Annotated in this window: 20 protein-coding genes, 2 pseudogenes and 1 riboswitch; of the genes and pseudogenes, 9 read left to right on the top strand and 13 right to left on the bottom strand. The window is 56.6% G+C overall.

Translation table 11 applies throughout. The features are described 5' to 3' along the window. The first annotated feature begins 50 nt into the window (after positions 1-50). Positions 51-1241 (top strand): L-2-hydroxyglutarate oxidase, encoded by a 1191-nt coding sequence (lhgO, locus tag FPY71_RS15190; RefSeq protein ID WP_149301179.1) that lies wholly within the window; start codon positions 51-53, stop codon positions 1239-1241. A 56-nt stretch (positions 1242-1297) separates the two neighbouring features. On the opposite strand, the gene FPY71_RS15185 is transcribed toward lhgO, so the two are convergent. Genes FPY71_RS15185 through FPY71_RS15165 form a run of 5 tightly spaced genes read right to left on the bottom strand, consistent with a single transcriptional unit; the run spans position 1298 to position 6537 of the window. Further along, on the bottom strand, positions 1298-2104 hold the full coding sequence (locus FPY71_RS15185; RefSeq protein ID WP_188052374.1) for an ABC transporter ATP-binding protein: 807 nt from the start codon (positions 2102-2104) through the stop codon (positions 1298-1300). Further along, the gene (locus FPY71_RS15180; RefSeq protein WP_149301177.1) at positions 2101-3090 is read right to left on the bottom strand and encodes an ABC transporter ATP-binding protein; all 990 of its coding nucleotides are present in this window, start codon (positions 3088-3090) and stop codon (positions 2101-2103) included. Before FPY71_RS15180 ends, FPY71_RS15185 begins: the two co-directional genes overlap by 4 nt. Before the next feature lie 31 nt (positions 3091-3121). Next, positions 3122-4024: an ABC transporter permease gene (locus FPY71_RS15175; RefSeq protein WP_149301176.1), complete on the bottom strand. Its 903-nt coding sequence runs from the start codon at positions 4022-4024 to the stop codon at positions 3122-3124. A gap of 1 nt (position 4025) precedes the next feature. Next, complete coding sequence (locus tag FPY71_RS15170; protein WP_149301175.1) at positions 4026-4943, bottom strand: ABC transporter permease; 918 nt, start codon at positions 4941-4943, stop codon at positions 4026-4028. Between the two features lie 43 nt (positions 4944-4986). Then, the gene (locus FPY71_RS15165) at positions 4987-6537 is read right to left on the bottom strand and encodes an ABC transporter substrate-binding protein (RefSeq protein ID WP_149301174.1); all 1551 of its coding nucleotides are present in this window, start codon (positions 6535-6537) and stop codon (positions 4987-4989) included. Between the two features lie 295 nt (positions 6538-6832). On the opposite strand from FPY71_RS15165, the gene FPY71_RS15160 reads away from it, so the two are divergent. Beyond that, complete coding sequence (locus FPY71_RS15160) at positions 6833-7615, top strand: hypothetical protein (protein ID WP_149301173.1); 783 nt, start codon at positions 6833-6835, stop codon at positions 7613-7615. A 69-nt stretch (positions 7616-7684) separates the two neighbouring features. Here FPY71_RS15160 and FPY71_RS18530 read toward each other — a convergent pair whose 3' ends face one another. Beyond that, the gene (locus tag FPY71_RS18530) at positions 7685-7972 is read right to left on the bottom strand and encodes a hypothetical protein (protein WP_188052373.1); all 288 of its coding nucleotides are present in this window, start codon (positions 7970-7972) and stop codon (positions 7685-7687) included. Between the two features lie 91 nt (positions 7973-8063). On the opposite strand from FPY71_RS18530, the gene FPY71_RS15155 reads away from it, so the two are divergent. Beyond that, positions 8064-10835 carry a PAS domain S-box protein gene (locus FPY71_RS15155; RefSeq protein ID WP_188052372.1) on the top strand — a complete coding sequence of 924 codons (2772 nt, stop codon included), beginning with the start codon at positions 8064-8066 and terminating at the stop codon, positions 10833-10835. 225 nt (positions 10836-11060) lie between these two features. Here the strand turns inward: FPY71_RS15155 and FPY71_RS18715 are convergent. Beyond that, positions 11061-11306, bottom strand: a pseudogene (locus FPY71_RS18715) (SDR family NAD(P)-dependent oxidoreductase); the annotation flags it as partial. Here FPY71_RS18715 and FPY71_RS18710 point away from each other — a divergent pair. Beyond that, positions 11299-11538, top strand: a pseudogene (locus FPY71_RS18710) (SDR family oxidoreductase); the annotation flags it as partial. The pseudogenes FPY71_RS18715 and FPY71_RS18710 sit on opposite strands and share 8 nt — an antisense overlap. 51 nt (positions 11539-11589) lie before the next feature. On the opposite strand, the gene FPY71_RS15145 reads toward FPY71_RS18710, so the two are convergent. The 6 genes from FPY71_RS15145 to FPY71_RS15120 form a co-directional block, all read right to left on the bottom strand. Continuing rightward, positions 11590-13026 carry an ABC transporter ATP-binding protein gene (locus FPY71_RS15145; protein ID WP_149301170.1) on the bottom strand — a complete coding sequence of 479 codons (1437 nt, stop codon included), beginning with the start codon at positions 13024-13026 and terminating at the stop codon, positions 11590-11592. Then, a complete protein-coding gene (locus FPY71_RS15140) occupies positions 13026-13805 on the bottom strand; it encodes an ABC transporter permease (protein ID WP_188052371.1) in 780 nt (259 codons plus the stop codon). The genes FPY71_RS15145 and FPY71_RS15140 overlap by 1 nt, the downstream gene beginning before the upstream one ends. 8 nt (positions 13806-13813) lie before the next feature. Further along, a complete protein-coding gene (locus FPY71_RS15135) occupies positions 13814-14782 on the bottom strand; it encodes an ABC transporter permease (RefSeq protein WP_149301168.1) in 969 nt (322 codons plus the stop codon). Next, positions 14782-16341, bottom strand: a complete 1560-nt coding sequence (locus tag FPY71_RS15130) for an ABC transporter substrate-binding protein (RefSeq protein ID WP_149301167.1) — start codon at positions 16339-16341, stop codon at positions 14782-14784. Before FPY71_RS15130 ends, FPY71_RS15135 begins: the two co-directional genes overlap by 1 nt. Before the next feature lie 31 nt (positions 16342-16372). Then, complete coding sequence (locus FPY71_RS15125) at positions 16373-17179, bottom strand: class I SAM-dependent methyltransferase (RefSeq protein ID WP_149301166.1); 807 nt, start codon at positions 17177-17179, stop codon at positions 16373-16375. A 100-nt stretch (positions 17180-17279) separates the two neighbouring features. Beyond that, positions 17280-17471, bottom strand: a riboswitch (cobalamin riboswitch). A gap of 38 nt (positions 17472-17509) precedes the next feature. Next, positions 17510-18439, bottom strand: a complete 930-nt coding sequence (locus FPY71_RS15120; protein ID WP_149301165.1) for a helix-turn-helix domain-containing protein — start codon at positions 18437-18439, stop codon at positions 17510-17512. Between the two features lie 124 nt (positions 18440-18563). On the opposite strand from FPY71_RS15120, the gene FPY71_RS15115 reads away from it, so the two are divergent. From FPY71_RS15115 to FPY71_RS15095, 5 genes are all read left to right on the top strand, one after another. Continuing rightward, a complete protein-coding gene (locus tag FPY71_RS15115; RefSeq protein ID WP_149301164.1) occupies positions 18564-18806 on the top strand; it encodes a DUF2934 domain-containing protein in 243 nt (80 codons plus the stop codon). An 11-nt stretch (positions 18807-18817) separates the two neighbouring features. Continuing rightward, a complete protein-coding gene (locus FPY71_RS15110) occupies positions 18818-19027 on the top strand; it encodes a hypervirulence associated TUDOR domain-containing protein (RefSeq protein WP_149301163.1) in 210 nt (69 codons plus the stop codon). Between the two features lie 89 nt (positions 19028-19116). Then, positions 19117-19767: an SOS response-associated peptidase gene (locus tag FPY71_RS15105; RefSeq protein WP_149301162.1), complete on the top strand. Its 651-nt coding sequence runs from the start codon at positions 19117-19119 to the stop codon at positions 19765-19767. Positions 19768-20406: 639 nt separating this feature from the next. Further along, positions 20407-22029, top strand: a complete 1623-nt coding sequence (locus tag FPY71_RS15100; protein WP_188052370.1) for a YadA-like family protein — start codon at positions 20407-20409, stop codon at positions 22027-22029. After that, on the top strand, positions 22019-22489 hold the full coding sequence (locus FPY71_RS15095; RefSeq protein WP_149301160.1) for a hypothetical protein: 471 nt from the start codon (positions 22019-22021) through the stop codon (positions 22487-22489). The genes FPY71_RS15100 and FPY71_RS15095 overlap by 11 nt, the downstream gene beginning before the upstream one ends. The last annotated feature ends 133 nt before the right edge of the window (positions 22490-22622 follow it).

Below are 22622 nucleotides of genomic sequence, written 5' to 3'. Positions count from 1 at the left end.
CACAGTTAACTTCCCGAACAGAATTCAACTCGCTTATGAAGAGCCCGAACATGCCGTATCAGTATTGTGTCGTCGGTGGCGGCATCGTTGGACTTGCTACCACGCTGGAACTGTTGCGCCGCGACCCCGGCGCGAAAATCGTGCTGCTGGAAAAGGAGGCCGAGCCGGGCCTGCACCAGACCGGCCACAACAGCGGCGTTATTCATGCGGGCGTTTATTATCAGCCTGGTTCGTTGAAAGCACGGCTGTGTCGGGAAGGAGCAGAGGCAACCAAGCAATTCTGCTCCGAGCACAACATTCCTTTCGAGGTGTGCGGCAAGCTGCTGGTGGCCACCAATGCGCAAGAGCTTGAGCGAATGCACGCTCTGGAGGGACGGGCACGAGAAAACGAAATCGACTTTGATGTTGTGTCTGTGCAGCGTTTGCGAGAGCTGGAACCCAATATCAGCGGGGTCGGTGCAATGCTGGTGCACGCAACCGGCATAGTGGATTATCGCCGCATCTGTCTGGCAATGGCAGCATTGCTGACTGAACGCGGCGTGGAAATTCGCTACAACACCCGCGTTTCAACCATTCGCGAAACCGGACAGAATGTTGATGTCATCACCGATGATGGCGCAACGTTGACGGCCAGCCAGCTTGTCGCCTGCGCCGGGCTGCAATCAGACCGGCTGGCCAAGGCTGCGGGCATGGATGTGACCCACAGAATTGTGCCGTTCCGGGGTGAATACTACACCTTGCCGCAAAGCAAATCCGGTATCGTCCGGCATCTGATTTATCCTATTCCGGATCCGGATCTGCCATTTCTTGGCATTCATCTGACGCGGATGATCGACGGCAGCACCACGGTGGGCCCGAATGCTGTTCTGGGCTTTGCGCGGGAAGGGTATCCCAAAGGCTCCGTCAACGTCAGGGATGTCGTGGATACAGTGCGTTTCGGCGGCTTCTGGAAAATGGCCGCTGCCAATATGCGCTCTGGTGTGACGGAGTTTCGCAATTCAATCGCACGGGCGCGCTATCTGGAAGAATGCCGGAAATTCTGCCCAAGCCTGAAGCTGGAAGACCTGTCTTCACCGGGCGCTGGCATTCGCGCACAGGCAGTGCTGGCGGATGGCACTCTGGTGCATGATTTTCTGTTCCTGCAATCGCCCCGCATGCTGCACGTGTGCAATGCACCGTCGCCGGCCGCTACCTCGGCCATGCCGATTGGCCGCATGATTGTGGACCGGTTGACGGCTTAGTTTGACAGGACAGAGGGCCAGATCAGTTCAGGCCATTGGACGATCATTTGAACAGACTACCGGTCTACGCCTTCCAGTGTGGGAATGGCGTTGAGCAACGAGCGTGAATAAGGGTGGCTGGCAGAGCGGAAGAAATCCTGCGCTGCCGCCTCTTCAATAATCTCGCCCTTCAACATCACACAAACCCTGTCCGCCATATATTCAGCGACCGAAAAATTGTGCGTGATCAGGATGTATGTCAGGCCGAATTCGCGCCGGATATCGGTCAGGAGATTGAGGATCTGGGCCTGCACCGACACATCCAGCGCTGATGTGGGCTCATCACAGATCAGGATTTCGGGCCGGACCATCAATGCCCGGGCAATAGCAATGCGCTGACGCTGGCCGCCGGAAAGCTGTGATGGAAAAGCATCCAGATGCCGCGCCGCCATGCCCACCGCATCCATGGCTTGCAGCATTCGCTTTTCGCCATTGTTGCGGCTTTCGCCATGGACGATCAGCGGCAGGGTCAATATGGATCGAATGGTCTGGCGTGGGTTCAACGTGGAATATGGGTCCTGAAACACTGGCTGCACCACCCGTGCCAGTTCCTTGCGCGAATAGGATGACAGCGCCTTGCCGGCAATGTGCACCGAGCCCGCGGTTACCGGCTGCAAGCCCAGAAGAACCATGGCCAGAGTGGTTTTGCCAGAGCCGGATTCACCAACAATGGAAATGGACTCTCCCTTGCGTGCGGACAGGCTGACATTGTTGAGCGCAACAGCTTTTTGCCGCGAAAACATACCGCCGCTGGAAAACACGCATGTCAGATCCTGCGCTTCGATGACCATGGGGGATGTGTCGGACACGGGGCTGCCTGTCATTGCGGGTCCAATATACATCGATAGAGATGCTCCTTCTGACCGCTTTCTCGCAGCATGATGGGCTGCCTGCAGGCGTTTTGTGCATAGTAGCAGCGGTTCAGAAAGCTGCAGACATTGCCTTTCGCCCCGCTGGGCACAAGACCCGGTATTGTTGTCAGTTTTTGCCCCGGACGCGTCTGGCCGGGTACCAGCAGGCAATCGATGAGCGCCTTGGTGTAAGGATGAGCCGGGCGTCGGATGATATCCTGCGCCGTGCCCTGTTCCACCACTTCGCCGGCATAGAGCACCACCACCCGGTCGGCGATATTGGCCACCACGCCCAGATCGTGAGTGATGAACATCATGCCGATATTGTTCTCGACCTGAAGCTCTTTCAGCAGATGCAGAATCTGGGCCTGAATGGTGACATCCAGCGCGGTTGTCGGTTCATCGGCAATCAGAAAACCGGGTTTGCACATCAGCGCCATGGCAATCATGACACGCTGCCGCAACCCACCCGAGAGCTCATGCGGATATTGCCGCATCCGCTCCGGAGCGTTTTTTATGCCGGTTCGGTCCAGAAGATAGGTTGCCCTGTCGGCGGCATCCTTTTTTGACCCCATGCCATGGCGCAAAAACGCCTCTGTCAACTGCGAGCCGATGGTCAGGCAAGGGTTGAGAGATGTCATCGGCTCTTGAAAAATCATGCCGATATCGCGCCCGCGAACACCGCTCATCGAGCGGTTGGACAGCCGCGACAGGTCCTTGCCATTAACCTGGTACTCATCGCTGGCGCATTTGACAAAGCGCGGCAGCAGAGACATCAGCGCCAGGGCCGTCATGGATTTTCCGCAGCCGGATTCCCCCACAACGCATACGGTTTCGCCCCGGCGCACTGACAGTGAAATGCCACGGACAATCGGAATATCCTCAGCAGGATCGGGTATGGCGATCCGCAGATTTTTGACCGAGAGTGTCTGGCTTTCGAAAGTTTCGACCGCTGTCATGATATCTCGTTCCAATTTGCGTTCATGCCCGTCACACCCGTCCGCCCGTCGTCGTCAAATCGCGCAATGCGTCGCCCAGAAGGTTGATGGCCAAAATCAGCATGAACAGCGCTATGCCCGGAATGGTGATGACCCAGGGTTTGAACAGCATCTGGCTTTTGCCTTCCGCGATCATCAAGCCCCAGGATGGCAAGGGCGGTTGCACGCCAAGACCCAGAAAGGAGAGGGCGGCTTCCAGAAGAATGGCCTGCGCCACTTCCAAGGTGGCAATGACCAGAATGACCGGTGCGATATTGGGAATGATTTCGCGGATGATGATGCGGGTGTTGCTGCATCCGACAGCACGCGCCGCCCGCACAAATTCCAGACTGCGCACTTTTTGCACCGCGCCGCGTGTCACCACGGCAAACCTGTCCCATAACAAAAAGCCCAGAATGATGACGACCGTGCCGAATGTGCTGCCGGCGATCGCTGACAGGGCGGTTGCCACCAGAACCACGGGAACCGTCAGGCGTGTCATGATGATGAAGGAAATGACCGAATCCACCCAGCCACCGAAGTAACCACCAAGCAGCCCCAGCGTTACACCGATGAAGCCGGACAGCAGCATGGTGAACAGGCCGATCAGAATGGAGATGCGCGCGCCGTAAATCAGCCGGGAAAGATAATCGCGACCGAAACCATCTGTGCCAAGCGGGTGCGCCCATGTGCCGTCTGCGTACCATACCGGATCCAGCCAGCGGCGTGTCATATCCTGCGCAAACGGGTCATGCGGGGCGATAAGCGGTGCAAAAAGCGCCATCAGCACAACAATTGCCAAGAGGGTTATGCCGAAGGCAAAGCCGTAATGGCTGAGATAGCGCGCCAGCCCCGAGCGCTTGCCCAGAGGAGTGGCTGTGTCGATGGTGCGGTCCGTTTGATCCAGTGTTGTCATGTCACTTCACCCGGATACGCGGATCGAGAAACGCATTGAGAAAATCGGCAAAGAGGGTGAGCAGAATGTAGATGACGGCAACCACCAGAACGACGCCCTGAATGACCGCAATGTCCAGCCGTTGAATTGCCCGCCATGCAAGTTGCCCAAGTCCGTTGAGAGAAAAAACGGCTTCAATGACAATTGAACCGCCCAGCAACGTTCCGCACTCCACCGCTGCCAGCGCCACCACCGGAATCATTGCATTGGGAATGGTGTGGCGCAGAACAATCGTCATCTCGCTCATTCCTTTGGCCCGCGCCGTGCGCACATAATCCGATGCCAGCGCATCCAGCATTCCTGCGCGTGTCAGGCGGATAAGGCCAGGGCTGGCAAACAGGCCCAGTGCCGCTGCAGGCAAAACAAAGTGCTTCAGCGTTGCATCGCCCCCGGTGGGGAAAAGCCGCCAGTACAGCCCGAAATAAAGCAGAAGCAGCAAGCCCATCCAGAAAACCGGCATAGCCTGGAATACGACCGTTATTGCCAGTACGATACGGTCAACCAGGCCGTTTGGCTTCAGGCTGGCGATGATGCCCAGCGGCAGGCTGAGCATCATCGCAAACAACATGGCCATGCCGCCGAGCGTCAGCGTAACGGGCAGGGCCTTGGCAATCATGGCGGAAACGTCTTGCCGGGTGATTGGCGAATAGCCGAGATCGCCGTTGAAAATGCGCTCCAGCCACAAAAGATAGGTGTGGAACCAGGGCTTGTCGAAGCCGTAAAGAATGCGGATACGCTCAATATCCGCAGGCGTGGCCCCTTCGCCCGCTATGGCGGCCGCAGGGTCCCCTGCGAGCCGCACAAGCATAAATGCCAGCAAGGACACTGTGAAGACGACGAGAATGGCTGTGCCAATACGCCGTATCAGAAATGCAATCATCTAAACGTCCTTGCCGTGAGTGATGAAGCTTCGCCTCAGGCGACTATTCTTCTTTCCATTTCGCGCGATAAAAGCGTGGGAGATCGTCGAAATATGGCGAGATTTCCAGATCGCTTGTGCTGGCATTGTAAACGGACATCGTTGTTACCGGTACCGCGTAGACATTGTCGGCAATGATGCCCAGCGCTTCCTGAAAAGCGGCGTTGCGCTCTTCCGTGTTGATCGTGCTGTTGGCCTTCTGCAGCAGCTCATGCAGTTTGGGGTCCAATGTCAGGTCGTCATCGGAATGGTTGAAGAAGTGAGAGGTGCTGGCTGAAGCGTCATTGATGCGGTTGGAGCCCCAGGTGTTGAAGGTGATTTTTGCCTCACCCGAACGGGCAACCGGCCTGAAAGCGCTGTATTGCATTTGCCGTATGTTCAACTGAATGCCCACAGCCCGCAGGTCATTAACAACCGCTTCGTTGAATTCGCGCGGCACGGCCGTGTACAGGTCTGCCGAAAAGCCATCCGGGAAGCCAGCCTCTGCAAGCAGGGCACGGGCCTTATCCGGGTCGTAGTCATAGGTCGTCACATCGGTGCTGCAACCAACCTGAAGCGGGTGGCAAACCGAATTGACCGGATCGGCGCGTTCACCAATCAACCCTTGTGCAATGCCTTGCTTGTTGATGGCATGGGCAACAGCTGCGCGCACCTTCTGGTCCTGGAACGGGTTGGTTCCGCCGCCTTTGCCGGCAGAATTGAACAGCAGGAAGGTGAACCGCAGGATCGGTGCTTCCTGTGTTTCCACCGAGTCATAGGCAGCAAGCTGCGCCGTGTTGTCTTTGCCGATATTGGCAATCCAGTTCAGATTGCCGCCCAGAAGTTCGATGATCTGCGCGTCGCGGTCGGTGATTGTCTGGTAAGTGACGTTCTGGATTGTTGGCTTTGGCTTGGGTCCGTCGAAGTAATTTTCGTTGGCTGTGAACTCTACAGAGCGGCCGGGATCGATGTTGGCAATCCTGTATGGCCCGGTGCAGTTCAATGGCACACTGCCATATTCCTTCTGCCCATCGCGCTCAGGCGCTTCGGCGTAATGCCCGTTCGGCACCATATGCAACACGGTTGACAGATATTCCGTCGCGACCGGGGTTGGCTCTTTAGCCTTGATGTTCACCTCGTACGGGCCAACAATCTCCACGCCTTCGATCCAGTTGACATAGGTGCGCTGGGTCACGCCGCTTTCCGGCCCGGAAATGTGCTCCAGCGTGTATTTCACGTCTTCAGCCGTGAATGGTTCTCCACCATGAAAAGTCACGCCTTCCCGCAGTTTCACGTTGAGCGTCACATCGTCCACCCAGTCATAGGACGTGGCAAGATTTGGCTCATAGTCACGCGTCTCGGGATTGCGGGCGAGCAGATTGTCGCAAACCTCGTCCTGAATGGTCACCGTGATCTGCGTATTGTCGTAATACGGGTCGGTTATGATTGCTTCAATATCCCGAGCCCAGACAAGAGTGTCCGTGGATTTGTCCGCAAATGCAGGCAATGCCAGCGCCGATAGTACCAGCGCAGCCGAAATGCGCGATGTGATCTTCTTTGTCGATGAAGTTTGCATTCCCACTCCAATGCATAGCAGCGGTTGAACAAATGGCGTTTGGGAGAGGTCATCAAGACCATCAAGATGTATCGATATTCGATATAATTCAATCGTATCTCGATACTATTACATCGTTTGTGAAGGCGTGCAAGTGCGATCCGAAAACCGGTTTTGCATCAAGGCCGCTGTGGATTGACTTGGATTGATGGACGTGACCTTCTACCTGAAGGTGAATGTCTGGCGAAGTTCAGAAGAAACGCCAAATCGCACATTTATAGCAGTCGGGTCGTATTCTACGTTTGCGGGGGCAGGCATGAAGGCTTGGTTTGTTGGAATTCCACTTGGCTTGGCTTCGCTTGGATCCGCGATGGCGGCGGATGCGGTGGTGCCCGTTTCGCCCGCGGCCTATTCAATGGAGCAGGAAGGGTGGCAGTTCACAATCGCACCGTATTTCTGGGTTGCGGGGCTGGATGGCAAAATGGCGCAGTTTGGATCTGCTGAAGTGGAGGTGCATGAAAGTTTCAGCGACATTATCAAGGATTTTGATATCGGCTTCATGTCGATCGCCGAGGCCAGGCGAGGCAATTTCAGTATTTTCAATGATCTGCAATACAGCCAGGTTTCGACCGATTCAGTCACGCCTCGAGGTTTTGTTGCAGGCAGCGTTGCGGTCACATCCACGACATTCAGCGGTTTGCTTGGGGCTGGCTATACAGTTGCCAAGTCTCAGGATGGGCATCTTGACCTTGCCGCGGGTGTGCGGGTCTGGTCCGTCGACACCGACATAACTTTTTACGGAGGGTTGCTGGATGGTCGGTCATTTTCTGACGGGGACACCTGGGCAGACGGGCTGGTGGGCATCCGGGGAAATTTTAATTTTACGCCGAAGCTCTATCTGACAGGGTGGGGGTTGATCGGTGCCGGTCAGGCGGATCTTGATTGGGATGTCGCTGCAGCCCTCGGCTATCATTTCAACGAGCGCTTTTCATCGGTGCTTGGCTATCGTGCGCTTGGCGTCGATTTCAGCAATGACGACGGTTTCGTTTTCGACATTATCCAGCACGGGCCGATCGTCGGTCTTGTCGTGCATTTTTAATCCGGCAGCACAGGTTTCCAACTGCCGATGTGACAGCCGGCGATGGTTCAAATTCGGGCGCTGGAAAAGCTATTTGGTTTTAACTTCAAGGCGGGCGGCTCGCAGCCGCTCGGTTTTCAGCGCTCGCTTGGCCTTTTCAACCGCAATGATCGCACTGGCGACGCGCGTCGTGGTATCGGCGCGCTCCCTGCGAAATTGGATGTTGTTGCCTTTTGCCGTCATAATCGGTCCTAACTTGCTCAAAGGCGGAACGGAAGTTGGGAAAACTTCCAGATTACTACCTATAGCGGCCTCGCAAACAATCAATGCAGGCATTAAAACCGCAGTGCTCAAGCCTGGCAGCAGACAGCCTGACATCGGACATCCGCGAGGAACCGTATCGGGTGCTCATCTGTTAATTGATGCAGCACAACCGGCTCTTACTGGCCCCGCTACCGAAGAAGACCTGATGAGCCAAATTCCAGATCAGAACAGCCAAGCGTCTGCCCATTATCCGGGCGCAAAATATGCCTCGATGCTTCAATCCAGTCGGGACTTTGCGATCATCGGCACTGATTTGAACGGGGTTATTACCGAATGGAACGCGGGTGCCCGCTATATCTTCGGCTGGAGTGGCGACGACATCATCGGGAAGACGGTGACAATGATCTTCACTCCGGAAGATCGAGCAGCAGGGGCTGACAAAAAGGAAATGCTGATTGCGGCCGAAACCGGCAGGGCCGCCGATATTCGCTGGCATCTACGGGCAGACGGCAGCCGTTTCTGGGCTGCAGGAGAACTGATTGCCGTGCGCGATTCCGAGGGCGCACTTCAGGGCTATGTGAAGCTGTTGCGGGATGAAACTTCGCTCAACAATGCCAGCGGTGCGCTTCGCGCCTCCGAGACCTCCGAACAGAGATATCGCGAGCTGCTTCGGTCTATGGAAGTTGGCTTTTGTATTCTGGAGATGATGTTTGATCCCGATGGTCGCGCCGTGGATTATCGTTTTCTCGAAACCAATCTGGCATTTGAAGAAAACACCGGGCTGAAAAACGCAATCGGGCGGACCGCACGGGAACTGGTGCCCGATCTTGAGCAGGAGTGGGTGGATGTCTACGCGCAAGTTGCCTCCAGCCATACGCCCCGCCGGTTCGAAAGCGGGTCTGAGGCGATGGGGCGCTGGTTCGATGTTTATGCAATTCCCATCGATGCTGCCAACACCTCGCGCCTGGCCCTGATCTTCCATGATCTGACAGAGCGCCGCCGCAGCGAACTGGCTTTGCGCAGCAGCGAGGCTGCACTGCGCGAGAGTGAAGAGCGTTTCCGCAACATTGCCGATCACTCGCCGCTGATGATGTGGGTGACCGACCCTGAAGGGCAGGCGACATATCTCAACCGCTCCTGGTATGAGTTCACCGGCCAGAGGGAAGAGGAAGCGCTCGGCCTTGGCTGGCTGGAAGCCGTCCACGCCGATGATCAGGGTTGGTCCGGCGAAACTTTTCTGGCATGCAATGCCAATCAGGAGACGTTTCGGCTGGAGTATCGTCTGCGCCGACATGATGGTGACTATCGCTGGGCGGTCGATGCTGCCAGCCCACGCTTTGGCGGCGACGGTACATTCCTGGGCTATGTTGGCTCAGTTCTGGATATTCAGGACCAGAAGGACGCGCAGGATGCCTTGCGGTCACAGAACATTTCCCTGCAGTCCGAGGTGGCAACGCGCACAACAGAGGTAAGCCGCCTTTGGGATGCTTCACCGGATCTGTTGCTGGTGATCGACTTTGATGGCGTGTTCCTGCGTGTCAACCCTGCCTGGACAACCATGCTTGGTTACACTGACGAGGAGCTTGTCGGGCAACATGTTACGGCCTTTGTCATTCCTGAGGATCACGCTGAAACAATCAAGGCTTATAAGCTGGCCGCCGAGGGTGGCAGGCCCAGCGTAGTCAACCGATATCTGCACAAGGATGGGACATTGCGATGGATATCCTGGGTGGCGGCGCCGCTTGGGAATGTGACTTACGCTACTGGGCGTGACATCACGGCTGAGAAGGCTCAGGCAGAGGCGCTGGCGCGGACGGAAGAAGCGCTTCGCCAGTCCCAGAAAATGGAAGCGGTCGGTCAACTGACCGGCGGTCTGGCACATGATTTTAACAATCTGCTGGCTGGCATTTCAGGCTCGCTGGATATGATGCAAATTCGCATCCAGCAGGGGCGGGCCGCAGAGATTGACCGCTATATGGTCGGTGCACAGGGAGCGGCCAAGCGCGCTGCCGCGCTGACCCATCGCCTGCTTGCATTCTCCCGCCGTCAAACCCTGGACCCGAAGCCGACCGACGTGAACCGGCTGGTTGCCGGTATGAAGGATTTGATCCAGCGGACTGTTGGTCCGGAAATTATCGTTGATTCCGGTGACAGTGCAGGCCTGTGGCCTACGCTGGTTGACCCGAACCAGCTTGAAAATGCCCTGTTGAACCTGTGCATCAACGCGCGGGATGCGATGCCCCACGGCGGAACTATTACAATTGAAGCCACCAATCATCGGCTGGACGAGCGCTCTGCGCGCGAGCGTGACCTGCAGCCGGGACATTACGTGTCCTTATGTGTTTCAGACACGGGAACAGGCATGACCCCCGATGTCATCAACAAGGCCTTCGATCCTTTTTTTACAACCAAGCCGATCGGTGTCGGAACCGGGCTCGGCTTGTCAATGATATATGGCTTCGCACGCCAGTCCGGTGGTCAGGTCCGGATCACTTCAGAGGTGGGTGAGGGAGCAACGGTTTGCATCTACATTCCGCGCCATCATTCTGAAGAGGCGATGGAAAAGGATGCCGACCCGTCACCCGTTCTGACGGGCGAGCCGGGAAGGACTGTACTGGTGGTGGACGACGAGCCGCTGGTTCGAATGCTTGTCGTGGATGTGGTTGAAGAACTGGGTCATATTGTCATTGAAGCTGGCGACGGTCCTCAGGCATTGAACGCTTTGCGCTCGAATTCCCACATTGACCTGCTGATTACCGATGTTGGATTGCCCAATGGCATGAACGGGCGGCAGGTTGCCGACGCGGCCAGAGAAATACATCCCGATTTGAAAGTCATGTTTGTTACCGGTTACGCCGAGAACGCAGTGCTTTCCCACGGGCATCTTGCACCCGGTATGCAGATCGTCACCAAACCATTCGACATGCAGGTCCTGTCCAACCGCATCCACGAAATGCTCAACGATGATCTGGAATAGTGTCGCTCTGCAATAGCTGAAATTTCGCACAGGTTTGAGGCTGAAAGTGCCGACTATGCGGAGTTGTTTCGAGCCTTTGCTGCAAACTGACGCGCAAGATCGACAAACGCTCTGTGTGCGGCTGACGGGTTGCGTCGAGGATAGTAGATGCAAAGCTCTTCCGAAAACGGCATCCATTCCTGCAAAATGCACACCAGCGGGCCAGCCTCGATATCCTCACGGACATCCCGTCGGCGAAATCTCCTTGGACAAGGCTTTGCTGTGGGTAGAAAGTGCTGCCTTTGCCGCAGCATAAGCGGTTGTTGCTTCCGGCAGCGGCAGCAATCTCTGAATGGAAGAGACGTGAATTACGACGCGGCTTCTCTGTGCGACCATGCTCGGGATCAACTCGCGATCCAGCCGGACAGCGGGAAACAGGTTGAGTGCCAGTTCATTGTGCCAATCGTCATTGCTCAAGGCAGGCGTTTCGCCGGGATGGATAGAGACAGAAGCTTCGATCGGGCTTGCGCAACGTTTGGCCAGTGAGGCGGGCACCGATCTTGCAGCCGGTAAAAGAATGATAATGGCCACTCTTGGCGGCATCCCCATCGGACGCCCGTCCAGCCCCGAAGAGGTGGCAAATCTCGTTGCCTTTCTGGCTTCCGATCGAGCTGCCATCATCACCGGTGCTGACTATGTAATTGATGGTGGCACAGTTCCCACCGTGTCGGCGGCTTTTGCACCGTCACGGTATCATCGATGCATGTTCATGCCGTCAGCCACACACAGTTTTCAGATCGATGACCTTATCGGCAAAAGTAGACACAACTCTTGCCTGATGGCTGATCAGCACAATGGCAACGTTTTGTTGCTCGCGGACCATGCCGAGAAGGTCGAACACATCGCGCTGGACGATAGGATCAACCCGTGAGGAGGGCTCGTCAGCGACGATCAGCACCGGGGCAAGCATCAAAATACGCATCAGTGCCAGCCGCTGCGCTTCGCCGCCGGAAATTTCGTCGACTGTTCTGTCAAGCAGGCGCGAAGATAGCCGCATTGTCTGCATCAGCTTGTCCATACGCTCAGTCACCGTTGCAGGATCGATAATGTCAGCCAGATCGGCGAAATGCTGGCCTATTGTCCGATGGCGCGCGAAGACTGATCCGGGATCCTGGTGAAGCTTCTGATATCTGCTTCGCAAACTGGAAACCAAACCGCTTTTTGTGGCGATATCGCTGCCTTGCCACAAAACGCTTCCCGACGTCGGACGGCGCAGACCCAGCAGCACATCGCCAAGGGTTGTTTTTCCGATGCCGCTGGGCCCCGTTATCGCAACAACCTCGCCCGCATTGATTGTAAAGGAGACATTTTCGAACAGAGGTGTCTGACGGCGATATCCAAATGACACCCGGCGCAATTCCCCGACAATGTTTTGCGCAGGGCTGGTCCGCTCGGTTTCGCTGGACCAGAAAGCAGGGTCCGCCTGAAGCAATTCGCGGGTGTAGGCATTGGCTGGATTGGTGAACACATGCTGCGCAGGGCCAGTCTCCACAGCCTCGCCCGCTTTCATGACAACCGTTGTTCCATCCAACTGCCTTGCGAGGTCCAGATCATGCGTGATGATCAGCACGCTCCGTCCCTCTGCGCGAAGGCGCCTCAGAGCCGCCAGGCTTTGAGCAGAGCGTGTTTCGTCCAATCCCTTGGTCGGCTCATCAGCAATGACCAGTGGTGCGCCGCTGATCAGCGCCATTGCAAACAAAGTTCTCTGTGCCATGCCGCCGGATAGCTGGAACGGGTAGGCCTGACCCACAGAGGGCAAGAGGTCCAGTTCGGTCAGCGCATTGACGATCCGCACATCATTGCTGCCCTTCACCTGCCGAAACTGCCGGCGGATCCGCATTGTCGGATCAAGAGAACGGAATGGCTCCTGCGGCACAAGGGCCATCAGCGTTGACCACTGCGCCTGAAGGGCTGCCACATCTGAAAGAGATGTGCGGTTCTGCTTGATCTGAATAAAGCCGCGGGCCCGAAAATTCGGCGGCAGGAGACCAAGGATAGACTGTGCGACAAGACTTTTGCCGCTGCCTGTCTCACCGATCAGCGCACATGCATCGCCCGGAGCGTTCCAGTGCAGTGACACCGGGCCAACCACGCGCTGCCCGGCACCGTCCACAATCTCATCCAGGCGCAATTCCATATCGCGATTGCTCATCAGGTGCGTCTCTGGTCACTTGTTTTTCCGCCCGTCCTGAACAGGTGGGCAAATGCCAGGACGGAGAAGAAAATTGCGATGCAGGGTGCTGCAAGCTGGATCCGCGCCTCGGATATATAGGGCATCATCTCGCTGATCATCGCCCCCCATTCCGGAGCAGGCGGGCGTATGCCCAGGCCAAGAAACCCGAGGGAGGAAACGGAAAGGATCGCGCCGCCGATGGAAAGGACCCCAATTGGCAGAGTGGAATGAATGACGGGCGGAAGGACATGGCGGCGCAGAATTGCCCTTGTTCGAAAGCCGGCCATTTCGGCAGCTTCCACATGCTGCTCCGCCAGCACCTGACCAGCCGTGGCGCGGGACAAACGGGCAAACTGCGGCATAAGCCCAAGCGAAATGCCAAACAGGATAGGACCGGGGCCACCGCCCAGAAATCCTGCCAGCAGAAGCGCCAGAAGAATGCTAGGAAAGGCAAGAAGCAGATCAACCGTGCGCATGAGCACTGCATCAAGCAAGCCACCTCGATAAGCCGCGACCATGCCAAGCACGATCCCCAGACTATAGGCGAATACAACGCAAAGTGCGGCAAGTCCCAGCGATCTCGGGGCACCATGCATGACACGCAGAAAGACATCTCTACCCAGATGATCAAAACCGAAAGGATGGAAAAGGCTGGGTTTCTCCAGGGCCCTGATCAGAGACTGGGCGTTCGGATCCCCGGGCAGAATGAGATGCGCGCTGACGGCTACCGCAAGCACTATGATCGAAACAACCTGCATGCGCCGCATCATCGTAGAGCCGCTCTGGTCTGGTCGCGATGCGACAGCCGGGGGTCCAGCAGAATGCTGACAAGGTCGGCTGCGAGATTGACAAGGCCGTAGCCAATAGCTGCTACAAGCCCGGCACCCATGACCATGGGAACATCCCTTGCCAGCATTGAGGAAACGAGCAGTTCGCCTAGGCCGGGATAGTTGAAAAGCGTCTCTATCATGATGAATCCGTCGACAACGGCGGCAAACTGCAACGCGGCGAAGGCGACAATCGGGATTGCAGCATTGCGCGAGCCGTTCTGTCGCAAAGCTGCTGTGGCTGTCAGGCCCTTCGTTCTTGCGAAAGTGATGAAGAAATTTCCGTTCACCTCGCGGACAGTGTCTCGTATCAGCCGGATTGAAAATGCTGACAATCCAAGCGCCAGCGTTGCCGCCGGCAAGATGAGATGCGACCAGGAGCGGAAACCGGCTGGCGGCAGCCAGCGAAGGGACAAGGCGAAGATGGATATAAGTCCGATGCCCATCAGAAAACTGGGGAGCGATGCCATCGTGACGCAATAGAATGATGATGCCCTGTCCACCCATCCATGTGGGCGAAGTGCGGCGTAAATTCCGATCGGCAAAGCCACAAGATAGGATGCAAGCCAACCAGCAATTCCCAGGATGAGCGTGTTCTTCCCTCTTTGCCAAAGTTCACTTGCAACCGATTGTCCTGTGACCAGCGAAACGCCCAGATCGCCCGTTGCAATGCGTCCAACCCACTCGCCATACTGGACAAGGATCGGGCGGTTGAGGCCTTCCTCCTCGGCAATCTGCTGTGCTTTGCCAAGGTTGAGGAATTCCGCGCCGCCTCTTGCTTCGGCAATACGCAGAGCTGTGTCTCCGGGCAGCGCATGCACGAAGACAAAGCACACGGTAACCAGTGTGAGGGCGACAAGCGTGGTTTGCGCCAGCCGCCCCAGAATCATGGTCGTCCAGAGCGTCATCAGCCCTTGAAACTCAGTTGATCAAGATAGAGGCGTTGCTCGAACGGGTCGTTCACAAAGCCTTGTAGCTGGTTGGAAACCGCAAATATCTGGCTGTACCAGACGATCGGAAGCACCGGCACATCTTCCTGCAGGATTTCAGCCAGACGGCGACGGCTTTTCGCCCGGACAGTCTCGTCTGTTTCGCCGTAATAGGCGTCGCAAAGCGCATCGAACTCCGCGTTGCGCCAGTTCGTGGCACCCGTATCGGACTGATTGCGCGAATCCTCCACAACGAATTCGCTGGAAATCACCGCTATACCGTCCGGGACAATCGCAAGATGGCGCGATGAAAAGCCTATATCGAGGTTTCCGCTCTGTTTTGCCTCAACGATGGCGCTTGCTTCGCCAATGCTGATATCCAGCTCATATCCCACGGTTTTGAACATTGCCTGAAGCGCAGCCGCAATGACCGGCATTTCCGGGCGGTTGGGAAAGGTTCGGATTGTTCCGGCAAAACGAACACCATCCTTGGAGCGGATGCCGTCGGCGCCTTTTACCCAGCCTGCCTCATCCAGCAAAGCTTCCGCGGCGGCCACGTCATAATCGTAATTGGGAAGATCATCAAAGTGCCAATCCGGCATGACAGGGGGAAAAAGCTGCGTCGCTGCCAGATCGGCATTGCGCATGATTGTTGCGGCAATGGCCGTGCGGTCAATGGCCAGGCTTAACGCGCGTCGTGTGCGAACATCCTGGAATTGCGGTTTGCCACAGTCCGGATACAGCGCATGCACACGCGGATTGATGACTTCGTGCACCTGCATCGTGCCGGAATTGGCGATGCGCGAGATGCTTGGCGTCGGAATGTTCATAATGACGTCAGCGTCGCCAGCCAGCGCCATATTGGTTCTCGTCTCACCATTGGCAACGGCTTCAAATTCCGCACGCTCCACATGCGGTTTTCTGCCCCAATAGTTTTCGTGGCGCACCAGCGAAAGGCGTCGTGGAAGCTCTATGGCATCGACTTTGTAAGGTCCGGTGGCGATAATCCGGGCGACCTTGCCGTCTGGGCCGAACGCAGCGGGAGCATAGACGCTGATTGCGAAATCGCAGAGATAGGCCGGTAGCGGCCCAAATGGCTGATCGAGATGAAACACAATCTCGTCTTCCTCGGCCTCGATGTACGAAATGGGAACTGCCGACAAGCGCCGCGCTTCCGGTATCAGTGCTTCCAGCGAGGCCTTGACCGTTTGGGAGGTGACGGGCGTGCCGTCATGAAAAACAGCACCCTGGCGCAGCGCGAACCGCCACTTCTTTGCGTCGTCGGAGGTGGTCCAGCCCGTTGCAAGGCACGGAACAACATTGCCGTCTGGCTGAAGCGCGGTCAGCCCTTCGGCAATGCTGGCACGGTTGAGGACAAAGCCGCTTTCTGCGGGCTGAATGCTCTTGAACTCCCAGGGCTGAATAGCGCGAATGCTTTTTGGTGCAGTTTCCTGTGCCCGAAGCCAGCTGGGGGAACTCAGCAGAGCGGCAAGCGATCCGCTGCCGATCAAGACCGTTCGGCGGGAAATTCTGGTCATGGGACGTATCTCCGGGGATGTTCAGTCAGATTCAGATTTCGGAAGGGCGCTGAGCCGAGACGATGAAGGAGCGGCCTTGCGACTGAAGCAGATCGAGCCGGTCGCGCCAGTTGGCGGCGCGAAGCTGGGAAGCCAGAACGCCTTTGAGCGGGCCTGAGTGAACTTGGGCAAACCCTGCCTTGCCAAGCATTTCAATAAGCAGAGTTGTGGACAGGCCGTCGCGGAAAAAGAGCTGAGCCTGAATCAAACGATGCGCCTCTGCGTCGTAAAGAGGTTTGCGCGGTGCAAAACGGTCCCAGATCCTCGCAACCTGCGCAGCCAGCTTCGCGGCGTATGCCTGATGCTGCCAGTTGCCATCGATGATGATCAGACGACCGCCCGGCTTCAAAATTCGCAGCCAGTCGCCGAACGCGTTTTCAGGGTCCAGCAGCGTCCAGACCAGATGCCGGCAAACAACAGCGTCAAACAAACCATCGGGAAGCATCGTATTCTCGGCATCGCCAAGGTGGAATTTCACATCGCCGCCGTGTTTTTCCCGAGCATTTCTGATCATTGCTTCGGAAATATCCAGACCTTCAACCTGGCAACCGAGCGCCCGGAGAACACGGGTGAATTCACCGGTGCCGCTGGCCAGTTCCAGAACCCGGCCATTGCCAATGCCTTGCGCATTGTCACCGATCAGGCGTTGCCAGCTTTCAAGCTCGTTCTGAGAGTGGATGCCGTGCGCGGGTGATTGATCAAAGGTTTGGGACCGGCGTGACCAATATTCGCGAATTTGCTCTTTTACGTCGTAGTTCGAACGCGCATTTCTGGCATCCATATCTGAAACGTCATGCATGTCGAACCCCGGACGGACGTCATTTTACAAGCGGGGTGCAATGCGAACCGCTTCGCCAGCAATGGCGAAGCTGAAGCCTCCGAGACACCCCGCCCGGCGACAGTCCGTGTTGATGATGGCAGGTTTCCTGGCTCGCGGTGATTGCCTGACGCCTTCCCGGTTAACCCAGTGGCAATGTGTCAGACTCGAACCGCTTACAGTTGCGGGGGCAGCTGCGGCTTTGGATGATATGTCCAGACCGCATTCCCTTTTAACCTTCCGAAAGGAAGGCACCATCAATCAACGGGGTAGCGCCTTGACCGGCAAAGCGCAAGACAGTTGGCCGTGAATTCAGGCGTCTGCCAGTAACGCCAAGGCCGCCTTTTCAATCCACAGCCATTCCTGACTGGGCTCTGAACGACCTGGCAAACCGTTCAAAATGGAAACAAGCGCCCAGTATCGCCGCATGTTCGGTTGATGTTCCAGATGCTTCCGCTTCATCCGCTGCAAGCCGGGCTCGTCCAGCCTTGTATTGGTAGCGCGCGCCCAGCCCGCCAGATATTCTTCAGCGATTGCCTTGCCTTGGGGCGAGGATGGTTCCAGACCGCGATCCATTGCATCGTTTGCTTTGGCCAGAACCGAAGTGCTCATCGTCTTGAAAACCTCGGCATCAAGGGCAACCGCGCTGTCTTCGGCGTTTTTCCGCATCTTTGCTATGAAGGCCGGGTCAACCAACATGGCCGACAGTTCCAGCCAGGCATCAAGCTGCTCCGATGAAGGGTCATCAGGAAGGTTTGGGGCGCTCATTCGGAGCATCCAGTCTTTCCATTTCGGATCCACCGATGAACCCTCGACAACCTGTTCAAGAAACCGCTCCACGGTTGCAACATGTTGGACGTTCGATAAGTGAGTCATCATCCATATTCTCCTGAGATCTTCGGGATTTGGCTCAGATGACCGAAGAGCCATGCGGATGGCTGCCGCAATGCGACGCTGTGAACTGATCTGCGCCTCTATCTCCGCCAGTCGGAGCGTCAGCACATCGCCAACAGACTGGCCCCGGGCAAGGACGGTCCGGATTGCTTTCAGGCTTAATCCTGCGTCCCTCAGAGCGCTGATCAAACCCAGACGCACCAGATCGCTTTCGTCGAACAGGCGGTATCCGCTCCCGGTTCTGTCCAGCAGAGGCAACAGCCCCTGATCGCTGTAGAAACGAATGCGCCGGACCGGAAGGCCGACCAGCCTTGAAGCCTGACTAATGGTGTATGCGTGCTCAGCCATGATGTCTCGATAAGGCTTCCACCAGATGCCAGGTCAAGCGGTGCTTTCGAAAAGAATACAGGTTCCTCGGCAGGAACGACTTATACGCAATCCGAGTTGTGTTTGACCATCAAGGAGAAGCACCATGGATGACAGGGAACAGCAGCGCCGCGAACGTGCCTATAAAATCTGGGAGGATGAGGGACGGCCAACGGGCGCACACGAAGATCACTGGAAACGCGCTCACGATCCACACGAACTGACCGAACAGGAATCGGAAGACGTTATCAAGGTCAATCAGGAAGCGGATAGAGAATTTTCCGGGGAGGAAGACGAACCCGGTTTTGTGGATGATATCAAGCCACCTTCCGTGGCCAGCCCGGATTGAAGGAAAGCCCCATGACCGACACTCTGAAAAAGGGCGACAAGGTTTCCTGGAATACGAGCCAGGGGAAAACCGAGGGCAAGGTTGTTAAAAAACAGACATCTGACACAAAAATCAAAGGCCACGTGGTCAAGGCTTCCAAGGACGACCCGCAGGTGATTGTTCAGAGTTCCAAATCCGGAAAGAAAGCTGCCCATAAACCTGATGCCTTGAAGAAGACCTGAAAGCGGACGATTTGAACCTGAATCCATGCCCGTTCAGACCTTGATCTGAATGGGCTTTCTTTTTGACCGGCACACGCCAACTAACAGGCATGTGCAACCTATATTCCATAACCAAAGGCCAATCGGCGATTATAGCGTTCACGCGGTCAATGCGCGACAGCACGGGAAATCTGCCGCCGATGCCGGGCGTATTTCCGGATTACGCCGCGCCCGTTGTCAGAAACGGGCAGGATTTTGAACGCGAACTGACGCTGATGCGATGGGGCATGCCGTCGCCCGCATTTGTGCTGAAAGGCAGGAACTCAGACCCAGGCGTCACCAATATCCGCAACACGAAAAGCCCGCACTGGCAGCGGTGGCTTGGCGTGAACAGCCGATGTCTGGTGCCATTCACCTCATTCAGTGAATATGCGACAATTGACGGAAAGAAAGTACCGGTCTGGTTTGCCCTGTCGCAGGAGCGCCCACTGGCAGTTTTCGCCGGTATCTGGACCAACTGGACCAGCGTGCGCAAGGTCAAAGAGGGCGAGGTGCGTGCAGATGTGTACGGCTTCGTGACCTGTGAGCCGAACCAGGAAGTTGGCGCCGTCCACCCGAAAGCGATGCCCGCTATCCTGACGACGGCAGAAGAAATTGACATATGGATGCGAGCGCCCTGGGCGGAAGCTGGAGCGCTGCAAAGACCACTGCCCGACGGAGCGCTGTCTATCGTTCTTTCAGGTCTGATGCAGGACGGCTAACCACGGCCGTTGGTCTGGTGTCTCTCGCTTCGATGATCATGGAAGCGGGCTTTGTTTCCCTCGTACATCAGGGCGATCATGGCGGTGCCCAGCAAAGATGCTGCGACGGCATAGCTTATGATTTTGTCTCGTCGTGACGACAGCATGTAACAGTCCGAATGCTTGCAATAGATGCGCGGTTAACCATTCTCACCCAAATGCGCAGGTCACCCATAAAATCAATAAGGCTTAAGTAGCATTTTTTGATGCCGGCTTTAACCTTCTGGAGGAAGGCGGCTGCTGTCCATTCTGGCCAGCCACAACGCTGGGTAGAGGCTGAAGCTGGAAGTGTTTCACCGGCATCTGCCGCTGTTTCCAGCACCCGGTTCCCTGATTATCCGGCTGAAATCGATCCGCAAAGATGCAGGGCGGTTACACATGTTTCCGTTAACCTATGGTTAACTGGTGAAGAAAAATGCCTTGGCGGAATCAACCACAGGTTGGGGCATGAAAAAATTCGGGGCTGAAGGTTGGATCGCCTCGCGTCTTTTGGGGAACATCATCGTGCAAGTGGCTTCCATGGCACCGAAAAAGTGCACTTCGCCGTCAACTTTTCTGAGACGCGGCAAGCCCGTCCTGCTTGCTGTGTGTTTATTGGGGTTGGCGCCTGATAACGCTGTTGCGCAGGCAATCACCGATACCGATGTCAACACGTTTGTCACCGAAGTGTTCGGTGGCGACAGCACCTTCACCGGAGGCGTCTTCACCGGTCCAACCTATACGATCGGCGGCGTTCCCTACTACAACCTTGCTGATGCCATCTCGACCCTGGGAAGCAGAACCGATCTTGTCGCAGGTGTTCAGTTCATCGATTCGATCGGTCTGATCGCTGCTTTTGCTGCGCTCGAAGACTTCTACCTCGATGTGCAGAATGGCCAGATCGGCCTTGTTCAGCAGGATCTGACCACTCGGGTTATCACGGTTGGGGCTGGCACTGACGGAGACACCGTTTCCTTCCTTTCGCAGGGCGGATTGTCACGACGGCTGACCGGGGTTTCTGCCGGTGAAATCGCTTCGGCGTCCACAGATGCTATCAATGGGGGGCAGCTATTCTCCAGCAACACAGCCATTGCGCAAGCGCTTGGAACGACCGTGGGAACGGATGGGCTTGTGCTGGCGCCAAGCTATGCGCTGAGCACAGGAACTTTCACCAATGTCGGGTCTGCGCTCATCGACCTTGACAGCCGCACTGCGCTGAACAGTCTGGAAATCACCAATATCATCAATGGTGCCAGCGGCATCGTTCGCCAGGACCCGATCAGCAGGGCGATTTCCATTGGCGGTGCAACCGATGGCACCAGCATTTCGATTGCCAACCAGTCAGGCGTTGCGCGGACGCTGGAAGGTGTAGCAGCGGGGGCCGTCTCCGCAGGCTCTGCTGAGGCAATCAATGGCGGCCAGCTCTCCGCCGTCAGCACAAGCATCGTGTCGGCGCTGGGCGGAAGTTCAAGCGTTGCCCCGGACGGCACGGTGACGCAGCCAACCTATACGGTACTGAGTCAAACATACAATTCGGTCGGCGCTGCCTTTGGTGCCATCAACACCGCGTTGGGCAACATTGAAAGCAATAATTTCTATTTTGCTGCAAGGACAACTGGCGCGCCAGCCTCAGCAACCGGAATTGAAACTGTTGCGGCAGGTGGTGGTGCAGCCGCCAGCGGCAGCAACGCGGTCGCTGTTGGTTCAGCGGCATCCGCTTCCGGCACCGGCTCCATCGCGCTGGGTGCGGGCGCAACGGCCTCCGGTGTCAATTCTGTGGCAATAGGCGCGGGCGTTAACGCCGGCGGTGCTAACCAGATCGTCATTGGCGGCCCAGGTGCCACCTACACGCTGGCAGGCATAACCTCTGAAGCAAGCTATGCTGCGCAGCAGGGGCCGGTCGAGTTCGTGACCAGCGATGCCTCCGGCAATCTCGCTTCTGTCAGCCTTGACAGTTTTTTCAACAATGTGGACGTGCTGAGCGATCGGGTCGGCGTACTGGAAAGCGACAATCGCAGCATACGTGAGGGTGTGGCCATTGCGCTGGCTCTCGGCGGGGTGCAACTGCCAAGTGACAAGAGCTTCGCGATTTCAGCCAATGTCGGAATGTTTGAGCGGGAAGCCGCCCTTGGCTTTGGCGCCATTGGCCAAATCCACGAAAATATATACCTGAACGGCGGCGTAGGGGTTGGAACCAGCCACGGAACAGTTGCCGGTCGCATCGGAGCCAGCTTTGCCTGGTAGGCGTGGCTGGCTTGCGCTTCTGCTTTCGTCTGCCATGGCATGCGGGGCGACTGTAAACGTTGCTGCCCAGCCAGTGCCTGCCATTGGCAGCGAGGAGGACGCGCAACTTGTTGCCATTCTCATACGTTCGACTTTGGTAGCCCTGCATCACGCCAACGTCACCGGCAATTATTCGGTGTTGAGCCAATTGGCTGCGCCAGGTTTTACCGCGCGAAACACCGCGGCCGACCTTGCCGTTACTTTCGCAGAATTGCGGCGCAGGGAGATTGACCTGCAGGCCGTGACGGTGCTTCAGCCGGACATTACCTTTGGTCCTGTTCTCGACGAGAACGGCCTCCTTCGGGTTTCCGGCCGCTTCGCGACAACACCTGTCCCTGTCCGTTTTGAACTTGTGTTTCAAGTCGTTGACAGGGTCTGGCGCCTGATTGGAATTGTTGTGCAGCCCGTTGCTGCAGAGTAGATCACAACGAGATTTCAGGGTCCGGCGCAGCCAGCCACAATCGGCGCTTGCCTGCACACACGGTGCATTGAAAGCACATGTCCGAAATTGTTTCACCTGCAACCGCTTGATGATGGTGAATCAGGCAATTGGC

It is taken from the genome of Aureimonas fodinaquatilis, assembly GCF_008369445.1.
Classification (GTDB): Bacteria; Pseudomonadota; Alphaproteobacteria; order Rhizobiales; family Rhizobiaceae; genus Aureimonas; species Aureimonas fodinaquatilis.
This window is presented reverse-complemented; position numbering and strand designations above follow the sequence as displayed.